This window comes from Pseudomonas sp. A25(2017) (genome assembly GCF_002001065.1).
In the GTDB taxonomy this organism is placed as follows: Bacteria; Pseudomonadota; Gammaproteobacteria; order Pseudomonadales; family Pseudomonadaceae; genus Aquipseudomonas; species Aquipseudomonas kilonensis.
In genome coordinates this window covers 17215-33582 of sequence record NZ_MUOA01000068.1, presented here as the reverse complement: position 1 = coordinate 33582, position 16368 = coordinate 17215, and the positions used below count along the sequence as shown (strand labels likewise).

The following is a 16368-nucleotide window of genomic DNA, read 5'->3' as shown; positions in this document are numbered from 1 at the left end:
ACCGTGCCGACCTTCGACTATCGGGCCGAAGACGCCCAGGGCCGCCGCTGCAAGGGCCGTGTGGAAGCCGACAGCCCGCGCCATGCTCGCCAGTTGCTGCGCGAGCGCGGCTTGCTGCCCAGCGAACTGGCTGAAGCCAAGGAACCGCGAACCTTGGGCGGGCGACATGCCGGGGCGCGTTTGAGCCCGGCAGATCTGGCGTTGCTGACATTGCAGCTGTCCACCTTGATCCAGGCCGGCCTGCCCCTCGAAGAGTCCCTGGGAGCGGTGGCGCAACAGAGCCAGAAGCGCCGCGTCGCCCACCTGCTGGCGGCGGTGCGCAGCCGGGTGATGGAAGGCCATGCGTTGGCGACGGCCCTGAGGGCCTTTCCCCAGGCGTTCCCCGAGCTGTTCTGCGCCACGGTCGCGGCGGGCGAGCAATCCGGGCACCTGGGGCAAGTGTTGGAGCAGCTGGCGAGCTACACCCAGGCGCGCCAGGCGTCACGCCAGCGTATTCAACTGGCGTTGGTGTACCCGCTGATCCTGATGCTGGCCTGTGTCGCGATTGTTGGTTTCCTGTTGGGCTACGTGGTGCCGGATGTGGTGAAGATTTTCATCGACAGCGGCCAGCCGTTGCCCTGGCTGACCCAGGCGCTGATTGCCGTGAGCGATGGCTTGCGCCGCTATGGCCTGCTGCTGCTCGGTGCGCTGGCCGGGCTGCTCGGGCTGTGGCGTTGGAGCCTGCGCCAACCGGCGTGGTGCCTGCGCTGGCACCGTGTGTTGCTGCGGCTGCCGGTGTTGAGCGAAGTGCTGCGGGCGATGGAGGCGGCCCGATTCGCCAGCACCCTGGCGATCCTGAGCAAAAGCGCCGTGCCTCTAGTGGATGCCTTGCACATCGCCGCGCAGGTGATCGGCAACCTGACGATTCGCGCCCGCATGGCCGACGTCGCCCGTTCGGTCCGCGAAGGCGGGACGCTTACTCGTGGCCTAGAGCAGGGCGGTGATATCCCGCCGCTGATGTTGCACATGATCGCCAGCGGCGAACGGGCCGGCGAGCTCGACAGCATGCTGGCCCGGGCCGCCGAACAACAGGAAGCCAGCCTCGCGGCGCGTATCGCGCTGGTGGTGAGCCTGTTCGAACCGGCCATGTTGGTGGTGATGGGCGGCGTCGTGCTGCTGATCGTCATGGCCATCCTCCTACCGATCCTGAGCCTCAACCAATTGGTGAATTGACCGATGAAATTTCAAAGCAAGCGACCTGCACGCCCTCAACGCGGCTTCACCCTGATCGAAATCATGGTGGTGGTGGTCATCATTGGCGTGCTGGGCGCCATTGTGGTGCCGCAGTTCATGAGCCGACCCGACCAGGCCAAGGTCACGGCCGCCCGCACCGATATCCAGGCGATCGCCACGGCCCTGGAAATGTACCGCCTCGACAACTTCCAGTACCCGTCGACCCAACAAGGCCTGGAGGCGCTGAGCAAACGCCCGTCCGGTACGCCAGCAGCCAGGAACTGGAACCCCCAGGGCTATCTGAAAAGCCTGCCGATCGACCCTTGGGGCACGCCCTACCAGTACCTCAATCCGGGGCACAAATCCGTCGATGGCAGCTATGACCTGTACTCGCTGGGCGCCGATGGCGTGTCGGGCGGCGAAGGCATGGCGGCTGACATCGGCAATTGGGTCGAGTGAATATGGGGCGTCATTGTCGGGGCTTTACCTTGCTGGAACTGATGGTTGTCATCGTGCTGATCGGGGTACTGGCGGGCATGGTCAGCTTCGCCACGGGGTCGAGCCCGACACGTGAGGCTCGGCAGCAAGCCCAAGATTTCGTCCGTGTGGTCCAGCAGTTGCGCGAGCGGGCGGTACTGGACGGGCAGGAATACGGTGTGCGCGTGCAGCCTCTTAGTTACCAGGCGTTGCGCCTTGAAGCCCAGGGCTGGACGGCGGTGTCGGCGTTGCATCGATTGCCTGAGGGGCTGACGCTCGGGTTGGAGCAGGACGGTCATGTCCTCAGGCTCGATGATGTTCAAGGTCCACCGCAGTTGTTGATGCTCAGCAGTGACGAGATCAGCCCCTTCAGGCTGCTCATCAAAGTCGCCGGGCAGACGATTTCCCGGGTGTCGAGCGATGGATTGGCGGAGCCGCTGATCGATGACTGACCCTCGCAGGCCGGCTGCCGGTTGCCGCGGCTTCACGCTGTTGGAAGTCGTGATCGCCCTGGCGATTTTCGCGACGCTGGCGGCTGCCGTGCTCTCGGCCAGTCAGTTCGTGCTCAAGCAAAGCGCTGGCCTGGAGGACCGTCTGTTCGGCGCCTGGCTGGCGGACAATCAACTGAGCGAACTGCGCCTGCAAGCTGTCACGCCGCCCGGGCAACAGCGACTGAGCCGGCACTTGGATCGCCGCGATTGGGTCCTGCAACAGCGTGTCGCCCCGGCCGGTGATGGGCGCTTGCTGCAGGTCGAGATTCAGGTCAGCCGTGTCGACAGCGCAACGGTCGTGCACCGCACCACCGGATGGATCCGCAGCCGTGATGAATAAGCAGTCGGGCTTCACCTTGTTGGAACTGGTCATCGCCATCGGCATTTTTGCCCTGCTCGGCCTGGCCAGTTGGCGGCTGTTCGACGGCGTTGTGCGCACCCAGCAGGGGACCGGTCAGCATGAGCGCGACATCAGGGCCTTGCAGCGTGCTGTCGGCGTGATCGAACGGGATGTGTGGCAGGCGGTTGCCGACTCGGTCGTGCTCGCGCCGGGGCGTTTGCAACTGCAGCGCAGCCATTGGCGCAATCCACTGGACCAGCCACGCAGCGAACGGCAGACGGTGAGCTATCGGCTCGAGGGTGCCGCGTTGTGGCGCGACGGTGTCGGCGAAGGCACGTCCCTTGTACAGCAGCAGAAGCTGCTCGACGACGTACACGGCCTGAGCTGGCGTGTGTTCGACCCGCAGCGGGGCTGGCACAGCGAAACCGTGGGTGACACCGCGCCGCTGGCGTTGGAGTTGATCGTGTCGGTGGGGCGTTTCGAACAGGTCCGTCGGGTGCTGCTGTTGCCGGGGGCGTTGCCATGAACCGACAACGCGGTGTGGCGCTGATCAGCGTGCTGCTGGTGCTGAGCCTGGCCTTGCTGCTGGTCGGTGGCCTGTTGCGCAGCCATCGCCTGTTGTTGCACAGCAGTGCGCAGCAACTGCAGCAGGTCCAGTTGCGGCAATTGGGATTGGCAGGGGAAGACTGGGCGCGGGTGGTGTTGGAAAACAGTGGGATAACGCCGTCCGGGCCTGTTGACCTGAGCCAGGGTTGGGCTCGGCTCGAGCCTGTCTTCGAAATGGAAGACGCCAAGCTCCACATCGATATCGAGGATTTGTCCGGACGCCTGAATCTCAACGCGCTGCTGGCCCTGGGGAAAATCGATCAGGTCACCCTCGGCCGCTGGACTCGCTTGCTGGCCTTGCTGGATTTACCGCCGCTGTCGTTGCCCCAGGTCGGGCCGGTGCAGGAGCTGAGTCAACTGCGTCTGTTGCCGGGCATCGACGGCCAGACACTGCGGCGCCTGGAGCCTTGGGTGGTGCTGCTGCCCAAGGACGCGCGGCTGAATATCAATACCGCACCGTGGCAATTACTGATGACCCTGGACGGCATGGAGGACGGGCCGGCCAACGCGTTGGTCAACCAGCGGCGCCACGCGCCCTACGCCAGCGTGCAGGCGTTTACCAACGACCCGGTGTTGTCCGGGCTGGGCCTCAACAGCCACGGTCTGGGGGTGGGCAGTCGCTGGTTCCGGATCACCGTGAGTGTGACCCACGCCGGCAGCCGTCTGCGCCTGGCCTCGGATGTTGAGCGCGATTCCGTTAGCGGGCGCTGGACTGTTCGTCAGCGTCGTTTCCTACCCTTGAGCACCAGCGAGCTTCCCTGATGAAAACCTGGCTTTACCTGACGGCCGAAGGCCTGGGCGCGCCTTGCGCCAACTGGCCATGCTGCGTGTGGTCGCCCACCGGCGAGCGTCGTCGCCTGCCTCTGCATGAGGCGGCCGGCGAGTTGAACGGACGGCTCGTCGATGTGCTGTTGCCGATGGAAATGTGCAGCTGGTTGCGCAGCGATCCGTGGCCCTCTCGACGCCAGCCCCGGCCTCAGGCCCTGGCATTCGCCGTCGAAGAGCAACTGAGTGAAAACCTGGAGGCGCTGCACATCAGCATCGGCCCGCGCGACCGTCAGCACCGCTATCCGCTGATGGTGACGGAGCGGACCCGGTTCCGGGCGCTGCTGGCGTTGCTGACGGCACAAGGCATTGAGGTGCGTGCGGTGCATGTCGATGCCGATCTGCTTGCCGATGAGCGGGCGTTTGGCGTGCGCTGGTTCGGGCGTTGGCTCTTGGGCGCAGGACTGTCGGCGCGGCTGTCGTTGTCGGCCCGAGGCTTGGCGACGCTCAAGCCTGGCCTGCCTGAAGACATCCACTGGCTGGACGAGGAACGTGATCGCCAGGGCATCGATGAGTGGTTGTTGAGCGCTGGCGGACAGCCCATCGACCTGTTGCAGGGCGAGTTTCGTCGGCGCCGCCAACCGCTGCCATGGCGCGGCGCTTCGGCGGCTGTGCTGGGCGCGTTGGTGCTCACCTGGGCCTTCAGTGAAACCCGCCTACGTTTTCTTGAAAGCGAAACTCGGCTTCTCTATGCCCAAAGCGAACAGCGCTTCAGGTCGTTGTATCCCGGGCAGGCGCGGATCGTCGACCTGGCGGCGCAGTTCCAGGCATTGCAGAGTCGTCGTGGACAAAGTCAGGACACCCAGGTCGCGCGTCTGGCGCGTCTGACCGAGCAGGTCATTGGCGCCAGCAGCGTCGAGGTGCAGCGCATCGATTTTCGTGAAGGCGAGGGTTGGAAGATCCAACTGACGGCCAACAGCTTCGTCGAACTTGAGCAACTGCGTGAACGCGGGCAGCAGAACGGATTGCCCGTCACCCTGGGCAGCGCGAGCAAACAGAACAATCGCGTGCAGGCCATTCTCACGCTGGAGAACCGTTGATGAACGTCAAGGGATGGCTGGCTTTGAAACAGGCCTGGGAGAGAACATCGCGCCGTGAGCAAGGACTGTTGCTGGGACTTGCCGGGCTGGTGCTGGTGGCTGTGGCCTACACCTCGATCTGGCAACCGACCCGGCAACGGCTGGAGGTTGCCGAACGACAGCATCGCCAACAGGCCGAACTGATGGCCCGGATCCAGCGCGCCGAACCCACCCGGGATGCGACTGCTGCCACGCGGCCCTTGTCGGTGCGCGTCAACGAGGATGCGACAGCGGCGGGCTTGGACATAGCGGAAATGGAGGTCGACGGCGATTCGTTGCGACTCGCCGTCAGTGGCGAGGCCAATTCGTTGCTTCGTTGGCTGGATCAACAAGAGCGGGAGGGGGCGGTGCTGCAATCGCTGACTCTGGAAGCTGAGAATGGTGTGCTGGGTGCGCGGGTGGTGTGGCGTCAATGACCGACCGCAACAATTTTGACCAGGAGTATGGGCTCTTGTGGCGAGGGGATTTATCCCCGCTCGGCTGCGCAGCAGTCGTAAACCGCTTTGCAGGGTTCATCTGTTGCGCAGCGGTGTCGGGTTTTTGGGGCGGCTGCGCCACCCAGCGGGGATAAATCCCCTCGCCACAAAGTGTCTGTTTGCCCCTGGTTTTTGGGACGTGAAGTCGCTATGGCTAAACCTGCACATTCCCCGGCAGCAACGGCAATTTCGCCAGCTTCACCGCCACCCACAATGCGACCACCAGCAAGCCACCGATGAACAAGCCGACACCATTCCACCCGCCCAGGTGCCAGGCCACGCCGCCGGCCGTACCCGCAACGCTGGATCCGGCGTAATAGCTGAACAGATAAAGTGACGAAGCCTGGCCCTTGGCCTTGAGGGCGCGGCGGCCGATCCAGCTGCTGGCGACCGAGTGGGCGCCGAAGAAACCGAAGGTGAACACCAGCATGCCCAGCACGACCAGCCACAGCGGCGTGGCCATGGTCAACGCGAGGCCGGCCAGCATCAGCGCAATGGTTGCCCAGAGCATTTTGCGCCGGCCGAGTCTGTCCGCCAGTGCACCGATTTTTGCCGAGCTGTAGATGCCCGACAGGTACACCACCGACAGCAACCCGACAAAGGCCTGGTCCAAGTGATAAGGCTCGGCCAGCAGGCGGTAGCCGATGTAGTTGAACAGCGTCACAAACGCGCCCATCAACACGAAGGCTTCGAGAAACAGCAGCGGCAACCCGGCGTCGCGAAAGTGCATGGTAAAGCCGTCCAACAAACTGCGCGGGTGCAGCGAGCGGGGACGGAAGTTGCGTGACTCGGGCAGGATTCTCCAGAACACCGCCGCCGCGATCAGCGCCAGACCGCCAATCACCAGCATCGCGGTGTGCCAGCTGACAAAATCGATCAAGACCCCGGTGATCAGGCGTCCGCACATGCCGCCGATAGCGTTGCCGGCGATGTACAGCCCCATCGCCAGGCCGATGTGTTTGGGATGAATTTCCTCGCTCAAATACGTCATCGCGACCGCTGCCAACCCGCTCAACGACAGCCCCACCAAGGCGCGCAGCAGCAATACACCCTGCCAGGTCGGCATCATGGCGCTGGCAATCGTGCACACCGAGGCGGCGAACAGCGCCGCGACCATCACCGGTTTGCGGCCGATGCGGTCGGAAATCGGGCCGGTGATCAACAGGCCGATGGCGAGCAGGCCGGTCGCCACCGACAGGATCAGGCTGCTCTGCGCCGCGTTGATGGAAAATTCCTTGGACAACAGCGGCATCATCGGTTGCACGCAATACAGCAGGGCAAAGGTCGCAAAGCCACCACTGAACAGCGCCAGCACCGTGCGCATGAACATCGGCGTGCCTTTCTCGATGTAGATGTCCTTGAGTTCGGCGACGACATCATCCTGCACACGCGGTGGGATTTCATGGGCCAGTGGAGCGACAGCAGTTTTCACGGTGGACCTCGCAAGGGCACGATCAGGCAGGCAATGAAAAAAGCATATAGCCGGCTAATGTTTCTATCCAATATATTGTTCGACCTGTTTAAGACGTTTTGCGACCTATTGGATTGCCCATGGAATTGCGTCACCTGCGTTACTTCATCGCCGTTGCCGAAGAACTGCATTTCGGCCGTGCCGCGCTGGCCCTGGGCATCTCCCAGCCGCCCTTGAGCCAGCAGATCCAGGCGCTGGAGCAGGAGATTGGCGCGCGGCTGTTCGAGCGCACTAATCGTCGGGTCGAATTGAGCGAGGCCGGACGGTTGTTCCTTGAAGAAGCGCGACGGGTATTGGTCCAGGTCGACAAAGCCGCCGACGTCGCCCGCCGCGCCCAACTGGGGGAATTGGGCGAACTGAAGATCGGCTTCACCTCCTCGGCGCCGTTCAATTCCACCATCCCCCAGGCGATTTTTTCATTTCGGCAACGCTTCCCGGCGGTGCACCTGAACCTGCGGGAAATGAGCAGTACCCAAGTGGCCGACGCACTGGTGGACGAAGAGATCGAGGTGGGCATCATGCGACCGTTGCCGTTGCCTGACTCCCTGGCGGAAATCGAGCTCAGCCGCGAACCGCTGGTAGCCGTGCTCAGTGCCAAGCACCCCCTGGCCCAAGGCAATGAAGACGGCCTGTTCCTCTCGGCCTTGGCCCTGGAGCCGTTCGTGTTCTTCCCCCGCAGCTACGGCAGCGGCCTCTACGCCCAACTCCTGAACCTGGCTCGCGACGCCGGCTTCAGCCCGCACTTCGCCCAGGAAGCCGGCGAAGCCATGACCATCATCGGCTTGGTGGCGGCGGGGCTGGGTGTTTCGGTATTACCGGCGTCTTACCAGCGCATGCGTATCGATGGGGTGGTCTATCGACCGCTGCTCGATCCAGCGGCGGTGTCGGCGGTGTGGCTGGTACAGCGCAAGGACCAGCGTTCGCCGATGGCGAAGGCGTTTGTGGCGTTGTTGACCGATGGTGATCAAGGCGTTGCCTGAGCTTCCCAGGACCACCGAAGAAGGAGGGCAGCATGAAAAGCGACCAGCCGACTCGATTAAGAAGGGCGCCCAAAGGGGTAAGGTCAGTCAGTTAAGCAGCAAACCTGTGGGAGCAAAGCTTGCTCGCGAGGCGGCGGCACATCCAGCGCTGATGCAAGCTGCTCCACCGCTATCGCGAGCAAGCTTTGCTCCCACAGGACTTATGCCGTTTGCGCCTAACTGATAGGCATTAGCCCAAAGGAGGCGTCCTTCTTCGTTCATACCCCACCATCAGATCTTATGATGGCCTATTGCCCGACATTTTTTATCGTCAGAAATGCCAGGATTGCATCGCGGGTAGCCTGAGTTTGTTCCTCAAGCACCCAATGGCCGGTATTGATCAATATCAATGAATGCGGTTGCGTTGCGATGTGCAGAGCCTGTTCGGCCAGGTTTTTTCCTCTCGAATGGTCCCCGCCGATGGTGAGCAGCGGAATAGTCAGTTTATTCTTGGCAAACTCCAGGTTGTCATTCGCGTCATTTTCTACCCAGGCTGCATAAAGCTTGAATACCGCTTCCATGCGATCGGGTCGAGAGTAGTCTTCTATCAATGCCTGTCGCACCATATCTGGCACTTTGTCGTTGCCCTCGAATACAAAGTCATCAAAAAACATATCCAGGTAGGTTTTTTCATGCCCTCTGATCATGCCAATGGCCGTTTTGCCAAAGAAGCGAAAATGCCATTTGCTGGTAGTGCCCACAGCGGGGTTTCCGTTATAAGCGGTTTCCCACCCGGGGATGCCTGGAATGAATCCATCCATCAATACGATGTGTTTGGTTTCATCCGGATAAAGTGCCGCGTAGGCGTAGGCAATGATCAAGCCGATGTCATGGCCAATGATATCGACCTGATTGATGTTCAAGAGGGTGACCAGTTCGTGCAGATCATGGGCCATGCTTTTTTTGTCGTAGCCACCGACTGAAATATCCGTTTCGCCAGCGCCGCGGTAATCAGGAACGATGGGTGTATAACCGGCACGCACCAATGCGCCCATCAACGGCTCCCAGCTACGCCAACTGCCCGGAAACCCATGCACCAGCAAAATTGGGCGTTCACCATCACCGCCCATAAGGTAGTGAAGGCGAATACCGTTCACGCATGCGTAGCCATGGGTAAATGTCGCGCCGTCGACAACGGCGCTGTCTTGTTCCGTAGAAGGTGATGTGGCGGGGTGTTTGCGAGATATGGCTGTGCGGCCCGACCAGGCTATTGTGCTCATCAATTTTTTATCCATGTTTGGACCAGATTAATTTTCTTGAGATGCGAGTTGCAGCTCATAAGGTCGAACAGTTTTATCGAGCGTCGACCTGGATAACGGCTAAAGCCTGAAGCTATTGCGAAGCCCATCGAACTGTCAGAGTTGACAGTTCCGACAGGCGGCAAAGAGCGCTGCTTCGATCGTCATCAGCAGGACAGGGGGGACGAAAAGTTGTGTCAAATACCCTTCGACTGTAGGAAAACGCGCATTTCTAGTTACGACACTTCCGATTCGTTGCACAGACCACTTCGCAGGGGTTGCGACTCGCCCGCGCTGCAACGTCTTATTCATCATTCCGAAGCCGCCGGCTCAGCGCTCCTTCCCAGTGGCAAGGGATGCAGCCTGAAGCCCATGAATGAGGTCCCTGGAAATGCACTCATCTTTGGATGCCCCCTACACCAACGAAATCTCCCATGAAGCTCTTCGTCATTTGGATGACTTGTACTTGGAGCCCCGGCAACTGGAGGGTTACGGCGAAGAAGTCGCGGCGTTCATGAGTCGACAAAAAGCCTTCGTCGAAGCTCATCCGCCAATTGCCATCTACCGAGTGGCCACCGAGGGCAGCCAGACGCGTAACGGCGGAACGATCCAGCAAGTAGTGTCATCGTCGTTGACGTTCACCTTGGACAATGGCTGGAAGGTACGCGCCGCGCAAAAAGGCGATGAGGTGGTGTATGCCGATGGCAGCACGGCACGGATCATCACTGGTGCTGGGAAAAACAATAGCAACATTGCATTGGTGGGCAGTCGCCTGAGCAATGGCGATGAGATCATTAATACGCTTCAGAGGCGTTTCATGATCATCGTGCGGGAGGGTGTGCCGATGGCGGAGGATTTTTTGCCTGGGCTTAGGTTGGCGGAGGTTCATCGCCTGCACTCGAATGCGGTGAAGGAGAACATCCAATGAACGAGGGTTACTTCATTGGTCAGGGTGACAAGACCACGTGCGGTGGGAAAGTGCTGGATGGCGACGGCAAGGTGAACATGTTTGGCCTGCAGCATGCCCGCGAAGGTGACCGCGTCTCTTGTGGAAAGGACGGGAACACCTATCAGATCAGGGGCGGTATCGGGCACATGGTCAGCCATGGCAGGCATATGGCCGGCACCCTGGATAGCCACAGTACCTGCCCCTGCAAAGCGCGACTGATCCCCTCGGTATTCTGGGTCACCTACAAAAATGCAGACCCCGCACCGCAAGCCAGCCGAGCCGCTCAACTGGCTTAATGACCCTGTGGGAGCGAGCTTGCTCGCGATGACGGCGGCACAGCCAACATCACCGGCGCTGACCCACCGCTATCGCGAGCAGGCTCGCTCCCACAGTGGATCTTTGGTGTTTGCAATATCTGGGCACACCACCCAACCCTGTGGGAGCCGAGCTTGCTCGCGATGACGGCAGCACAGCCGACATCACCGGCGCTGACCCACCGCTATCGCGAGCAGGCTCGCTCCCACAGTGGATCTTTGGTGTTTGCAATATCTGGGTACACCACCCAACCCTGTGGGAGCCGAGCTTGCTCGCGATGACGGCAGCACAGCCGACATCACCGGCGCTGACCCACCGCTATCGCGAGCAGGCTCGCTCCCACAGTGGATCTTTGGTGTTCGCAATATCTGGGTACACCACCCAACCCTGTGGGAGCCGAGCGTGCTCGCGATGGCATCGCCTGGGTCTATCTGCTAGACCGAGGTGTTTGCATCGCGGGCAAGCCTTGCTCCCACAGGCTCAGCTCCCACATGAGGGTGTTTGATGGCCTGGCATTAGTCGTCAGGCTTCTCTAATGGCTCAACAGGCGCTTTTTTATTGCACCTTCGCCAAATCCCCTTTCAACGCAACACCCGCCATGATCGCGCCGGCGTGGCATTCGTAGGTGGTGGAGTCCTTGCGTTCGTTGCGCTTGTAGAAGCTGACGATGTTGGTGACGGCATTGGCGCCGGCGTTCTTGGCGGCCTGGTGCAGGCTGATCAGGGCCGATTGCAGGACCCATTCGCAGGCCACTTCATCGGATTTGTTGAAAGCGTTGGTTTTCTTGTTGGTCACCGCACCTGGGCTGACCACGGTGACGTTGCCGGCCGGTTTGTTGCCGGCCAGGTAGAACTTCACGCTGCCGTCGATCTTGCCGGTGCGGATGGCTTCGGCGACGACTTTGTCGAACGGCAGGAACAGCGCGGTATCACGGGCCTGGCTGAGGCTTGGCAGGGTGCTGAGCAACAGGGCGGCGGTCACGGCGATTTTCTTCAACGACATCATGGTCTCCTTGACGAGGGGCAACAGGGTTTTGAATCCGATTCAGTGCCAGCGGCGGAAAATCAGCGAGGTGTTGACCCCACCAAAGGCGAAGTTGTTGTTCATCACGTATTCGTTGCTCATCGACCTGAACTCGTTACGCAGGTAATCGAGCTTGCCGCATTGGGGATCAACCTCATCGAGGTTGAAGGTGTGCACGTAGAGGTCGCGGTTCATCATTTCGATGCTGAACCAGGACTCCAGCGCCCCGCAGGCACCCAGGGTGTGGCCGAGGAAACTCTTCTGTGAGCTGATGGGCATGTGTTCGCCGAACAGGCTGCTGGTGGCCAGGGTTTCGGCAATGTCGCCCTGTTCGGTGGCGGTGCCGTGGCCGTTGACGTAGCCGATGGCCGAGGGCTCGAGGCCGGCATCTTCCAGGGCCAGTTCCATGGCCCGGCGCATCGTGCTCAGTTCGGGACGGGTGGCGTGCTGGCCGTCGGCGTTGCTGCCAAAGCCGACGATCTCGGCATGGATCCGTGCGCCACGGGCCAGGGCGTGTTCCAGTTCTTCAAGCACGAGCATGCCGGCGCCTTCACCGATCACCAAACCGTCGCGGTCCTTGTCGTAGGGGCGCGGGCTGGTTTGCGGCGCATCGTTTTTCAGGCTGGTGGCGTAGAGCGCATCGAAGACCATCGCTTCGGTCGGGCACAGTTCTTCAGCGCCACCGGCGAGCATCAACGGCAGGCGCCCGAACTTGATGGCTTCGTAGGCGTAGCCGATGCCATGGCTGCCGCTGGTGCAGGCGCTGGAGGTGGGGATCAGGCGCCCGGTCAGCCCGAAGAAGATGCTGATGTTGGCCGCCGTGGTGTGGGGCATCATTCGCACGTAGGAATTGGCGTTCAACCCTTCGGCCACGCTGTTGAGCAGCATGTTGCCGAACGCCTTGATCTCATCGGTGCTGCCGGTGGAGGAACCGCAGGACACGCCCATGCGCCCGTCCTTGATCGATTCGTCGCCGAGCAGGCCGGCGTCGGCCAGGGCCTGTTCCGCCGCGCCCACCGCCAGGCGCGAAACGCGGCCCATGCTGCGCAGTTGCTTGCGGGTCCAGTGGGCCGGGACCTGGAAGTCGTCGATGGGGCCGGCCAGACGGGTGTTCAGTTCGGTGAAACGGTCCCACTCATCCATGCGCCGGATGCCGCTGCGGTTGGCGGCGAAGTTGGCGGCGATGGTCTCCCAGTCGCTGCCTATGGAGGTGATACCGGCCATGCCGGTGACGACGACGCGCTTCATCAGCACAAGCCTCCGTTGACGGCCAGGACCTGCCGGGTGATGTAGCCGGCTTCGGCGGACATCAGGAAATTCACCGCACCCGCCACTTCTTCCGGGGTGCCCATGCGCTGGGCGGGGATCATTTTCATCAGTTCTTCCACGGGTACGTTTTCATCGAGCATGGCGGTGTCGATCAGGCCTGGCGCGACGCAATTGACGGTGATCTTGCGCTTGCCCAGCTCGATTGCCAACGCCTTGGCCGCGCCGATCAAACCGGCCTTCGAGGCGCTGTAGTTGACCTGGCCGCGATTGCCGATCAGTCCGGAAACCGAGGTGATGCAGACGATTCGCCCGGCGGCGCGACGACGGATCATCGGCATCATCACCGGATGCAGCACGTTGTAGAAACCGTCGAGGTTGGTGCGCATTACCACATCCCAGTCGTCTTCGCTCAGGGCCGGGAAGGCACCGTCGCGGGTCAGGCCGGCGTTGAGCACCACGCCGTAATAGGCACCGTGGGTGTCGACGTCGGCTTCGAGGATGGCCTTGCACGCGGCACGGTCGGCCACGTCGAATTGCAGCACCCGGGCGTTGCGGCCCAGGGCCTGGATTTGCGCCTGGACCGTCTCGGCCTCGGCGCGGCCGCTGCGGCAGTGCAGCACGATGTCGTGCCCGGCCTGGGCCAGGCGCAGGGCGATGGCGCGACCGATGCCACGGCTGGAGCCGGTGACCAGTACGGATTCAGTCATGACGGGTTTCCTGTTGCGGACGGTTCATGAAGGTAATGGGCGGCCTGGGGCGGACGGAATACGTTGAGCCGGGCCGTGGCGTGGATGCCGGGGGCGTGGATGTGGCATTCGAACACGCCCATGCCGTTGTCGTCTTCCAGGGAGCGCACGCCGTGGATGGTCAGCTCGACGCCGGCTGGAAAACACTCGACGTTGCATTCGAACTTGCGGGTGCCGAGCAAAAAGCCCAGGGCCACGGCATCACCCCGTTGGCGTGCATGGCAACCGGCAAAGGCGGCGACGCTTTGGGCCATCAGCTCGATGCCGACCCAGGCCGGCAGCGCGCCATCGTCGCGGCTGAACAAACCGCCGGGCTTGACGGTGGCGTGGGTATGGATCTGTTCGTCATCGAACGACAGGATCCGGTCGATGAGGATCATGTCGCCGGCATGGGGCAGCAGTTCGGCGAGCGGCCAGTCAATCATGGGGCGTCTCCGATAATCAGGCTGACGTTGTTGCCGCCGAATGCAAATGAATTGCTCATCAGGCGGCGCGGGGTGGCCGGGCTCAGGTGGGTGCCGGCGGTGACCCAGTCCAGCGCCGGCAGGGCCGGATCGGCCTGGCCGTCCCAGACATGCGGCGGCAGGGCCAGGGCGGTGTTCTCTGCGCTCAGGGCCAGCCAGCAGAACGCCGCTTCCAGTGCCCCGGCCGCGCCGAGGGTATGGCCCGTCATGGGCTTGGTGGACGAGCAGGGCACGCCCGCCGGAAACAGCCCGGCCACCGCCTGGCTTTCCATGGCGTCGTTGTGTTGCGTGGCGGTGCCGTGCAGGTTCAGGTAGTCGATCTGGCTGGCCTCGAGGCCGGCGCAACGCAGGGCTTTTTCCATGGCCTGGCGGGCGCCGCGACCGCTGGGTTCAGGTGCGGAAATATGGTGGGCATCGGAACTGGCACCGTCGCCGAGCAAGGCAATCGGTGCTCCTTCGCCCGGCGTCTTGCTCATGAGGAACAGCACGGCTGCTTCGCCAATGTTGATGCCGCTGCGGTTCACCGAAAACGGGTTGCAGCGTTCGTTCGACACCGCTTCCAGTGCGGAAAAACCGTTGAGGGTCAGTTTGCACAGGCTGTCCACGCCACCGCACAGCACCGCATCGCACAGGCCCAGGTCCAGCAGGCGCCGGGCGCTCATCAAGGCGCGGGCGCTGGAGGTGCAGGCCGTGGAAATCACGTAGGACGGGCCGCTCAGGCCGAGCCAGTCGGAAAGAAAGTTGGCCGGCGCGCTGAGTTCCTGTTGCTGGTAGTCGTAGCCGTCGGGGAAGTGTTGTTCGCGCAGGTAATGGGCAATGCCCTGGCTGGCCTCATCGATCCCCGAAGTGCTGGTGCCCAACACGATGCCGATGCGGGCGCGACCGTAGGCCTGGATGGCCTGGTCGATCTCGGCGCGAATCTGCAGCCCGGCTTCCAGCAGCAGTTGATTGTTGCGGCTGCGGTGCGCCAACAGGGTTGGGGGAATGGGGGCGAGTTCACCCGGCACCGCGGCAACCGGCAACGCACGTTCGGCGACCCAGCCGTCCTTGATACGCACGCCCGAGCAGTCGCCGGCAAACAGGTTGCGCGCGACGCTGTGCTTGTCGCGGCCCAGGGCACAGATCACCCCGAGGGCATTCAAATAGGCGGTCATGGGGTGTTCTCGGTCAACGGTGTGATGCGGTAGCGGGGGCCTTGGGGCAGGCTCATTTCAAAATCCAGCGGCTGCGTGTAGCGCACCTGCCAGCGACTATCGAGGGTCCGTTGCGCCGCCTGTTGCCGGGCGGCCGGGTAGTTGCCGGGCAGTTCGGCTTCGGGGGTCAGGGCGAACAACAACGCGGCGAACAACTCCCGGGCCTCGGCATTGGGCGGCAGCAGGCCGTCGGCCTGCCACTGGCCCGCGACCAGGCGCTGGCGGGCCACGGGAATGCCCAGCGGGTCCATCATCGACCAACGGATGCCGGCGTCTTCGCGCTGGATCACCAGCAGCCAATCCTGGCGTTGGCCGGCCATTGTCCGCTCGATGTGCAGTTGCATCGGCAAGGCCAGGGTTGGCGTGCGCTCGGGCAGCGGCGCATGGCTGGCGCAGGCACTGAGCAGCAACAGGCAGCCGATAAGCAGGGCACGAATCATCCGATGGCCCCTTCGACGGGCTTGCGAGCCACCACATTGACCAGGGTTTCCTCTCGCTCGCCGAACGGTTTGGCCCGGCGCAGGCCAAAACGCTCCAGCAAGCCGAAGTCCTTGGCGCGGCTCCACCACAGGTACGGATAGGACACGTTGCAGGTTTCGAACTGGAAACCCTGCCCACGGATCATCTCCAGGTACTGCGCGGCACTTTTCTGCACGTGCATGGGATGACGGAACAGCCAGCGAATCACCCAGGTGTCGATGTAGGCTTCGGTGGATTCGGCGAACATCAAATAGCCGCCGGGCTTGAGTACGCGGTAGAACTCGGCGAGGGCGTTTTCCTGCTCCACCAGGTGATGGAAGGTCTGGTGGCAGAACAGCAGGTCGACGCTGGCATCCGGCACTGCCAATGTCGCGCAGTCGCTGCCAATCAGCTCCACGGTCATGCCCTGGCGCGCGGCCTCCTCCCGGCTTAGGTCCAGGCTGTGGGGGTCGGCATCCACGCCGATCAGGTGGTGTGGCGCGAACACCTGGCGCAGGTACTGGAATGATTTGCCCTGGCCGCAGCCAGCGTCGAGCAGCACCGGGTTGCTCGGCAGCGGGGTGCTGAACAGGCTGCGCAGGTCGTTGATCGCCACGCGCAACACATGGTGCTGCCAGGTGTGGCTGCGCAGGAACCAGAAACCGAAGCGGGTTTCTTCGACGTAGTTGTCGCTCAGGTAGCTCATGGTTGCTGAC

Annotated in this window: 20 protein-coding genes; 11 read left to right on the top strand and 9 right to left on the bottom strand. The window is 62.5% G+C overall.

Annotated features, from left to right (window positions below):
* The first annotated feature begins 3 nt into the window (after nucleotides 1-3).
* Genes gspF through gspM form a run of 8 tightly spaced genes read left to right on the top strand, consistent with a single transcriptional unit; the run spans nucleotide 4 to nucleotide 5446 of the window.
* Complete coding sequence (gene gspF, locus B0E42_RS16495; protein WP_077506863.1) at nucleotides 4-1212, top strand: type II secretion system inner membrane protein GspF; 1209 nt, start codon at nucleotides 4-6, stop codon at nucleotides 1210-1212.
* Between the two features lie 3 nt (nucleotides 1213-1215).
* The gene (gene gspG, locus B0E42_RS16490; protein WP_053177831.1) at nucleotides 1216-1671 is read left to right on the top strand and encodes a type II secretion system major pseudopilin GspG; all 456 of its coding nucleotides are present in this window, start codon (nucleotides 1216-1218) and stop codon (nucleotides 1669-1671) included.
* Between the two features lie 2 nt (nucleotides 1672-1673).
* Nucleotides 1674-2141, top strand: a complete 468-nt coding sequence (gene gspH, locus B0E42_RS16485; protein WP_077506862.1) for a type II secretion system minor pseudopilin GspH — start codon at nucleotides 1674-1676, stop codon at nucleotides 2139-2141.
* Nucleotides 2134-2520, top strand: coding sequence for a type II secretion system minor pseudopilin GspI (gene gspI, locus B0E42_RS16480; protein ID WP_077506861.1), 387 nt, complete (start codon nucleotides 2134-2136; stop codon nucleotides 2518-2520). The genes gspH and gspI overlap by 8 nt, the downstream gene beginning before the upstream one ends.
* Nucleotides 2513-3046 (top strand): type II secretion system protein GspJ, encoded by a 534-nt coding sequence (locus B0E42_RS16475; RefSeq protein ID WP_077506860.1) that lies wholly within the window; start codon nucleotides 2513-2515, stop codon nucleotides 3044-3046. The genes gspI and B0E42_RS16475 overlap by 8 nt, the downstream gene beginning before the upstream one ends.
* Entirely contained in the window at nucleotides 3043-3888 is an 846-nt protein-coding gene (locus B0E42_RS16470; protein WP_077506859.1) for a type II secretion system protein GspK, read from the top strand. The genes B0E42_RS16475 and B0E42_RS16470 overlap by 4 nt, the downstream gene beginning before the upstream one ends.
* Nucleotides 3888-4991 (top strand): type II secretion system protein GspL, encoded by a 1104-nt coding sequence (gene gspL / locus B0E42_RS16465; RefSeq protein ID WP_053177835.1) that lies wholly within the window; start codon nucleotides 3888-3890, stop codon nucleotides 4989-4991. Before B0E42_RS16470 ends, gspL begins: the two co-directional genes overlap by 1 nt.
* Entirely contained in the window at nucleotides 4991-5446 is a 456-nt protein-coding gene (gene gspM / locus B0E42_RS16460; protein ID WP_077506858.1) for a type II secretion system protein GspM, read from the top strand. Before gspL ends, gspM begins: the two co-directional genes overlap by 1 nt.
* 214 nt (nucleotides 5447-5660) lie before the next feature.
* Here gspM and B0E42_RS16455 read toward each other — a convergent pair whose 3' ends face one another.
* Nucleotides 5661-6836, bottom strand: coding sequence for an MFS transporter (locus B0E42_RS16455; RefSeq protein WP_258691200.1), 1176 nt, complete (start codon nucleotides 6834-6836; stop codon nucleotides 5661-5663).
* Between the two features lie 221 nt (nucleotides 6837-7057).
* On the opposite strand from B0E42_RS16455, the gene B0E42_RS16450 reads away from it, so the two are divergent.
* Nucleotides 7058-7957 carry a LysR family transcriptional regulator gene (locus B0E42_RS16450; protein ID WP_077506857.1) on the top strand — a complete coding sequence of 300 codons (900 nt, stop codon included), beginning with the start codon at nucleotides 7058-7060 and terminating at the stop codon, nucleotides 7955-7957.
* Nucleotides 7958-8244: 287 nt separating this feature from the next.
* Here the strand turns inward: B0E42_RS16450 and B0E42_RS16445 are convergent, their stop codons facing one another.
* Entirely contained in the window at nucleotides 8245-9231 is a 987-nt protein-coding gene (locus B0E42_RS16445; protein ID WP_256578319.1) for an alpha/beta fold hydrolase, read from the bottom strand.
* Nucleotides 9232-9610: 379 nt separating this feature from the next.
* Between B0E42_RS16445 and B0E42_RS16440 the strand changes: the two genes are divergently transcribed.
* Both B0E42_RS16440 and B0E42_RS16435 read left to right on the top strand, forming a co-directional pair.
* On the top strand, nucleotides 9611-10162 hold the full coding sequence (locus B0E42_RS16440; RefSeq protein WP_253278519.1) for a hypothetical protein: 552 nt from the start codon (nucleotides 9611-9613) through the stop codon (nucleotides 10160-10162).
* Nucleotides 10159-10479, top strand: a complete 321-nt coding sequence (locus B0E42_RS16435; RefSeq protein ID WP_053177839.1) for a PAAR domain-containing protein — start codon at nucleotides 10159-10161, stop codon at nucleotides 10477-10479. Before B0E42_RS16440 ends, B0E42_RS16435 begins: the two co-directional genes overlap by 4 nt.
* Before the next feature lie 574 nt (nucleotides 10480-11053).
* Here B0E42_RS16435 and B0E42_RS16430 read toward each other — a convergent pair.
* From B0E42_RS16430 to B0E42_RS16400, 7 genes are read right to left on the bottom strand one after another with little or no spacing between them, the layout of a single operon-like run.
* Nucleotides 11054-11500: a hypothetical protein gene (locus B0E42_RS16430; RefSeq protein ID WP_018603453.1), complete on the bottom strand. Its 447-nt coding sequence runs from the start codon at nucleotides 11498-11500 to the stop codon at nucleotides 11054-11056.
* A gap of 42 nt (nucleotides 11501-11542) precedes the next feature.
* On the bottom strand, nucleotides 11543-12769 hold the full coding sequence (locus B0E42_RS16425; protein WP_053177840.1) for a beta-ketoacyl-ACP synthase: 1227 nt from the start codon (nucleotides 12767-12769) through the stop codon (nucleotides 11543-11545).
* Entirely contained in the window at nucleotides 12769-13497 is a 729-nt protein-coding gene (gene fabG / locus B0E42_RS16420; RefSeq protein WP_053177841.1) for a 3-oxoacyl-ACP reductase FabG, read from the bottom strand. The genes B0E42_RS16425 and fabG overlap by 1 nt, the downstream gene beginning before the upstream one ends.
* Nucleotides 13494-13961, bottom strand: a complete 468-nt coding sequence (locus tag B0E42_RS16415; protein ID WP_014336202.1) for a hotdog family protein — start codon at nucleotides 13959-13961, stop codon at nucleotides 13494-13496. Before B0E42_RS16415 ends, fabG begins: the two co-directional genes overlap by 4 nt.
* A complete protein-coding gene (locus B0E42_RS16410) occupies nucleotides 13958-15154 on the bottom strand; it encodes a beta-ketoacyl-[acyl-carrier-protein] synthase family protein (protein ID WP_077506855.1) in 1197 nt (398 codons plus the stop codon). The genes B0E42_RS16415 and B0E42_RS16410 overlap by 4 nt, the downstream gene beginning before the upstream one ends.
* Entirely contained in the window at nucleotides 15151-15633 is a 483-nt protein-coding gene (locus B0E42_RS16405) for a DUF3261 domain-containing protein (protein ID WP_053177843.1), read from the bottom strand. The genes B0E42_RS16410 and B0E42_RS16405 overlap by 4 nt, the downstream gene beginning before the upstream one ends.
* On the bottom strand, nucleotides 15630-16358 hold the full coding sequence (locus B0E42_RS16400) for a class I SAM-dependent methyltransferase (RefSeq protein ID WP_018603443.1): 729 nt from the start codon (nucleotides 16356-16358) through the stop codon (nucleotides 15630-15632). Before B0E42_RS16400 ends, B0E42_RS16405 begins: the two co-directional genes overlap by 4 nt.
* Nucleotides 16359-16368 lie beyond the last annotated feature (10 nt).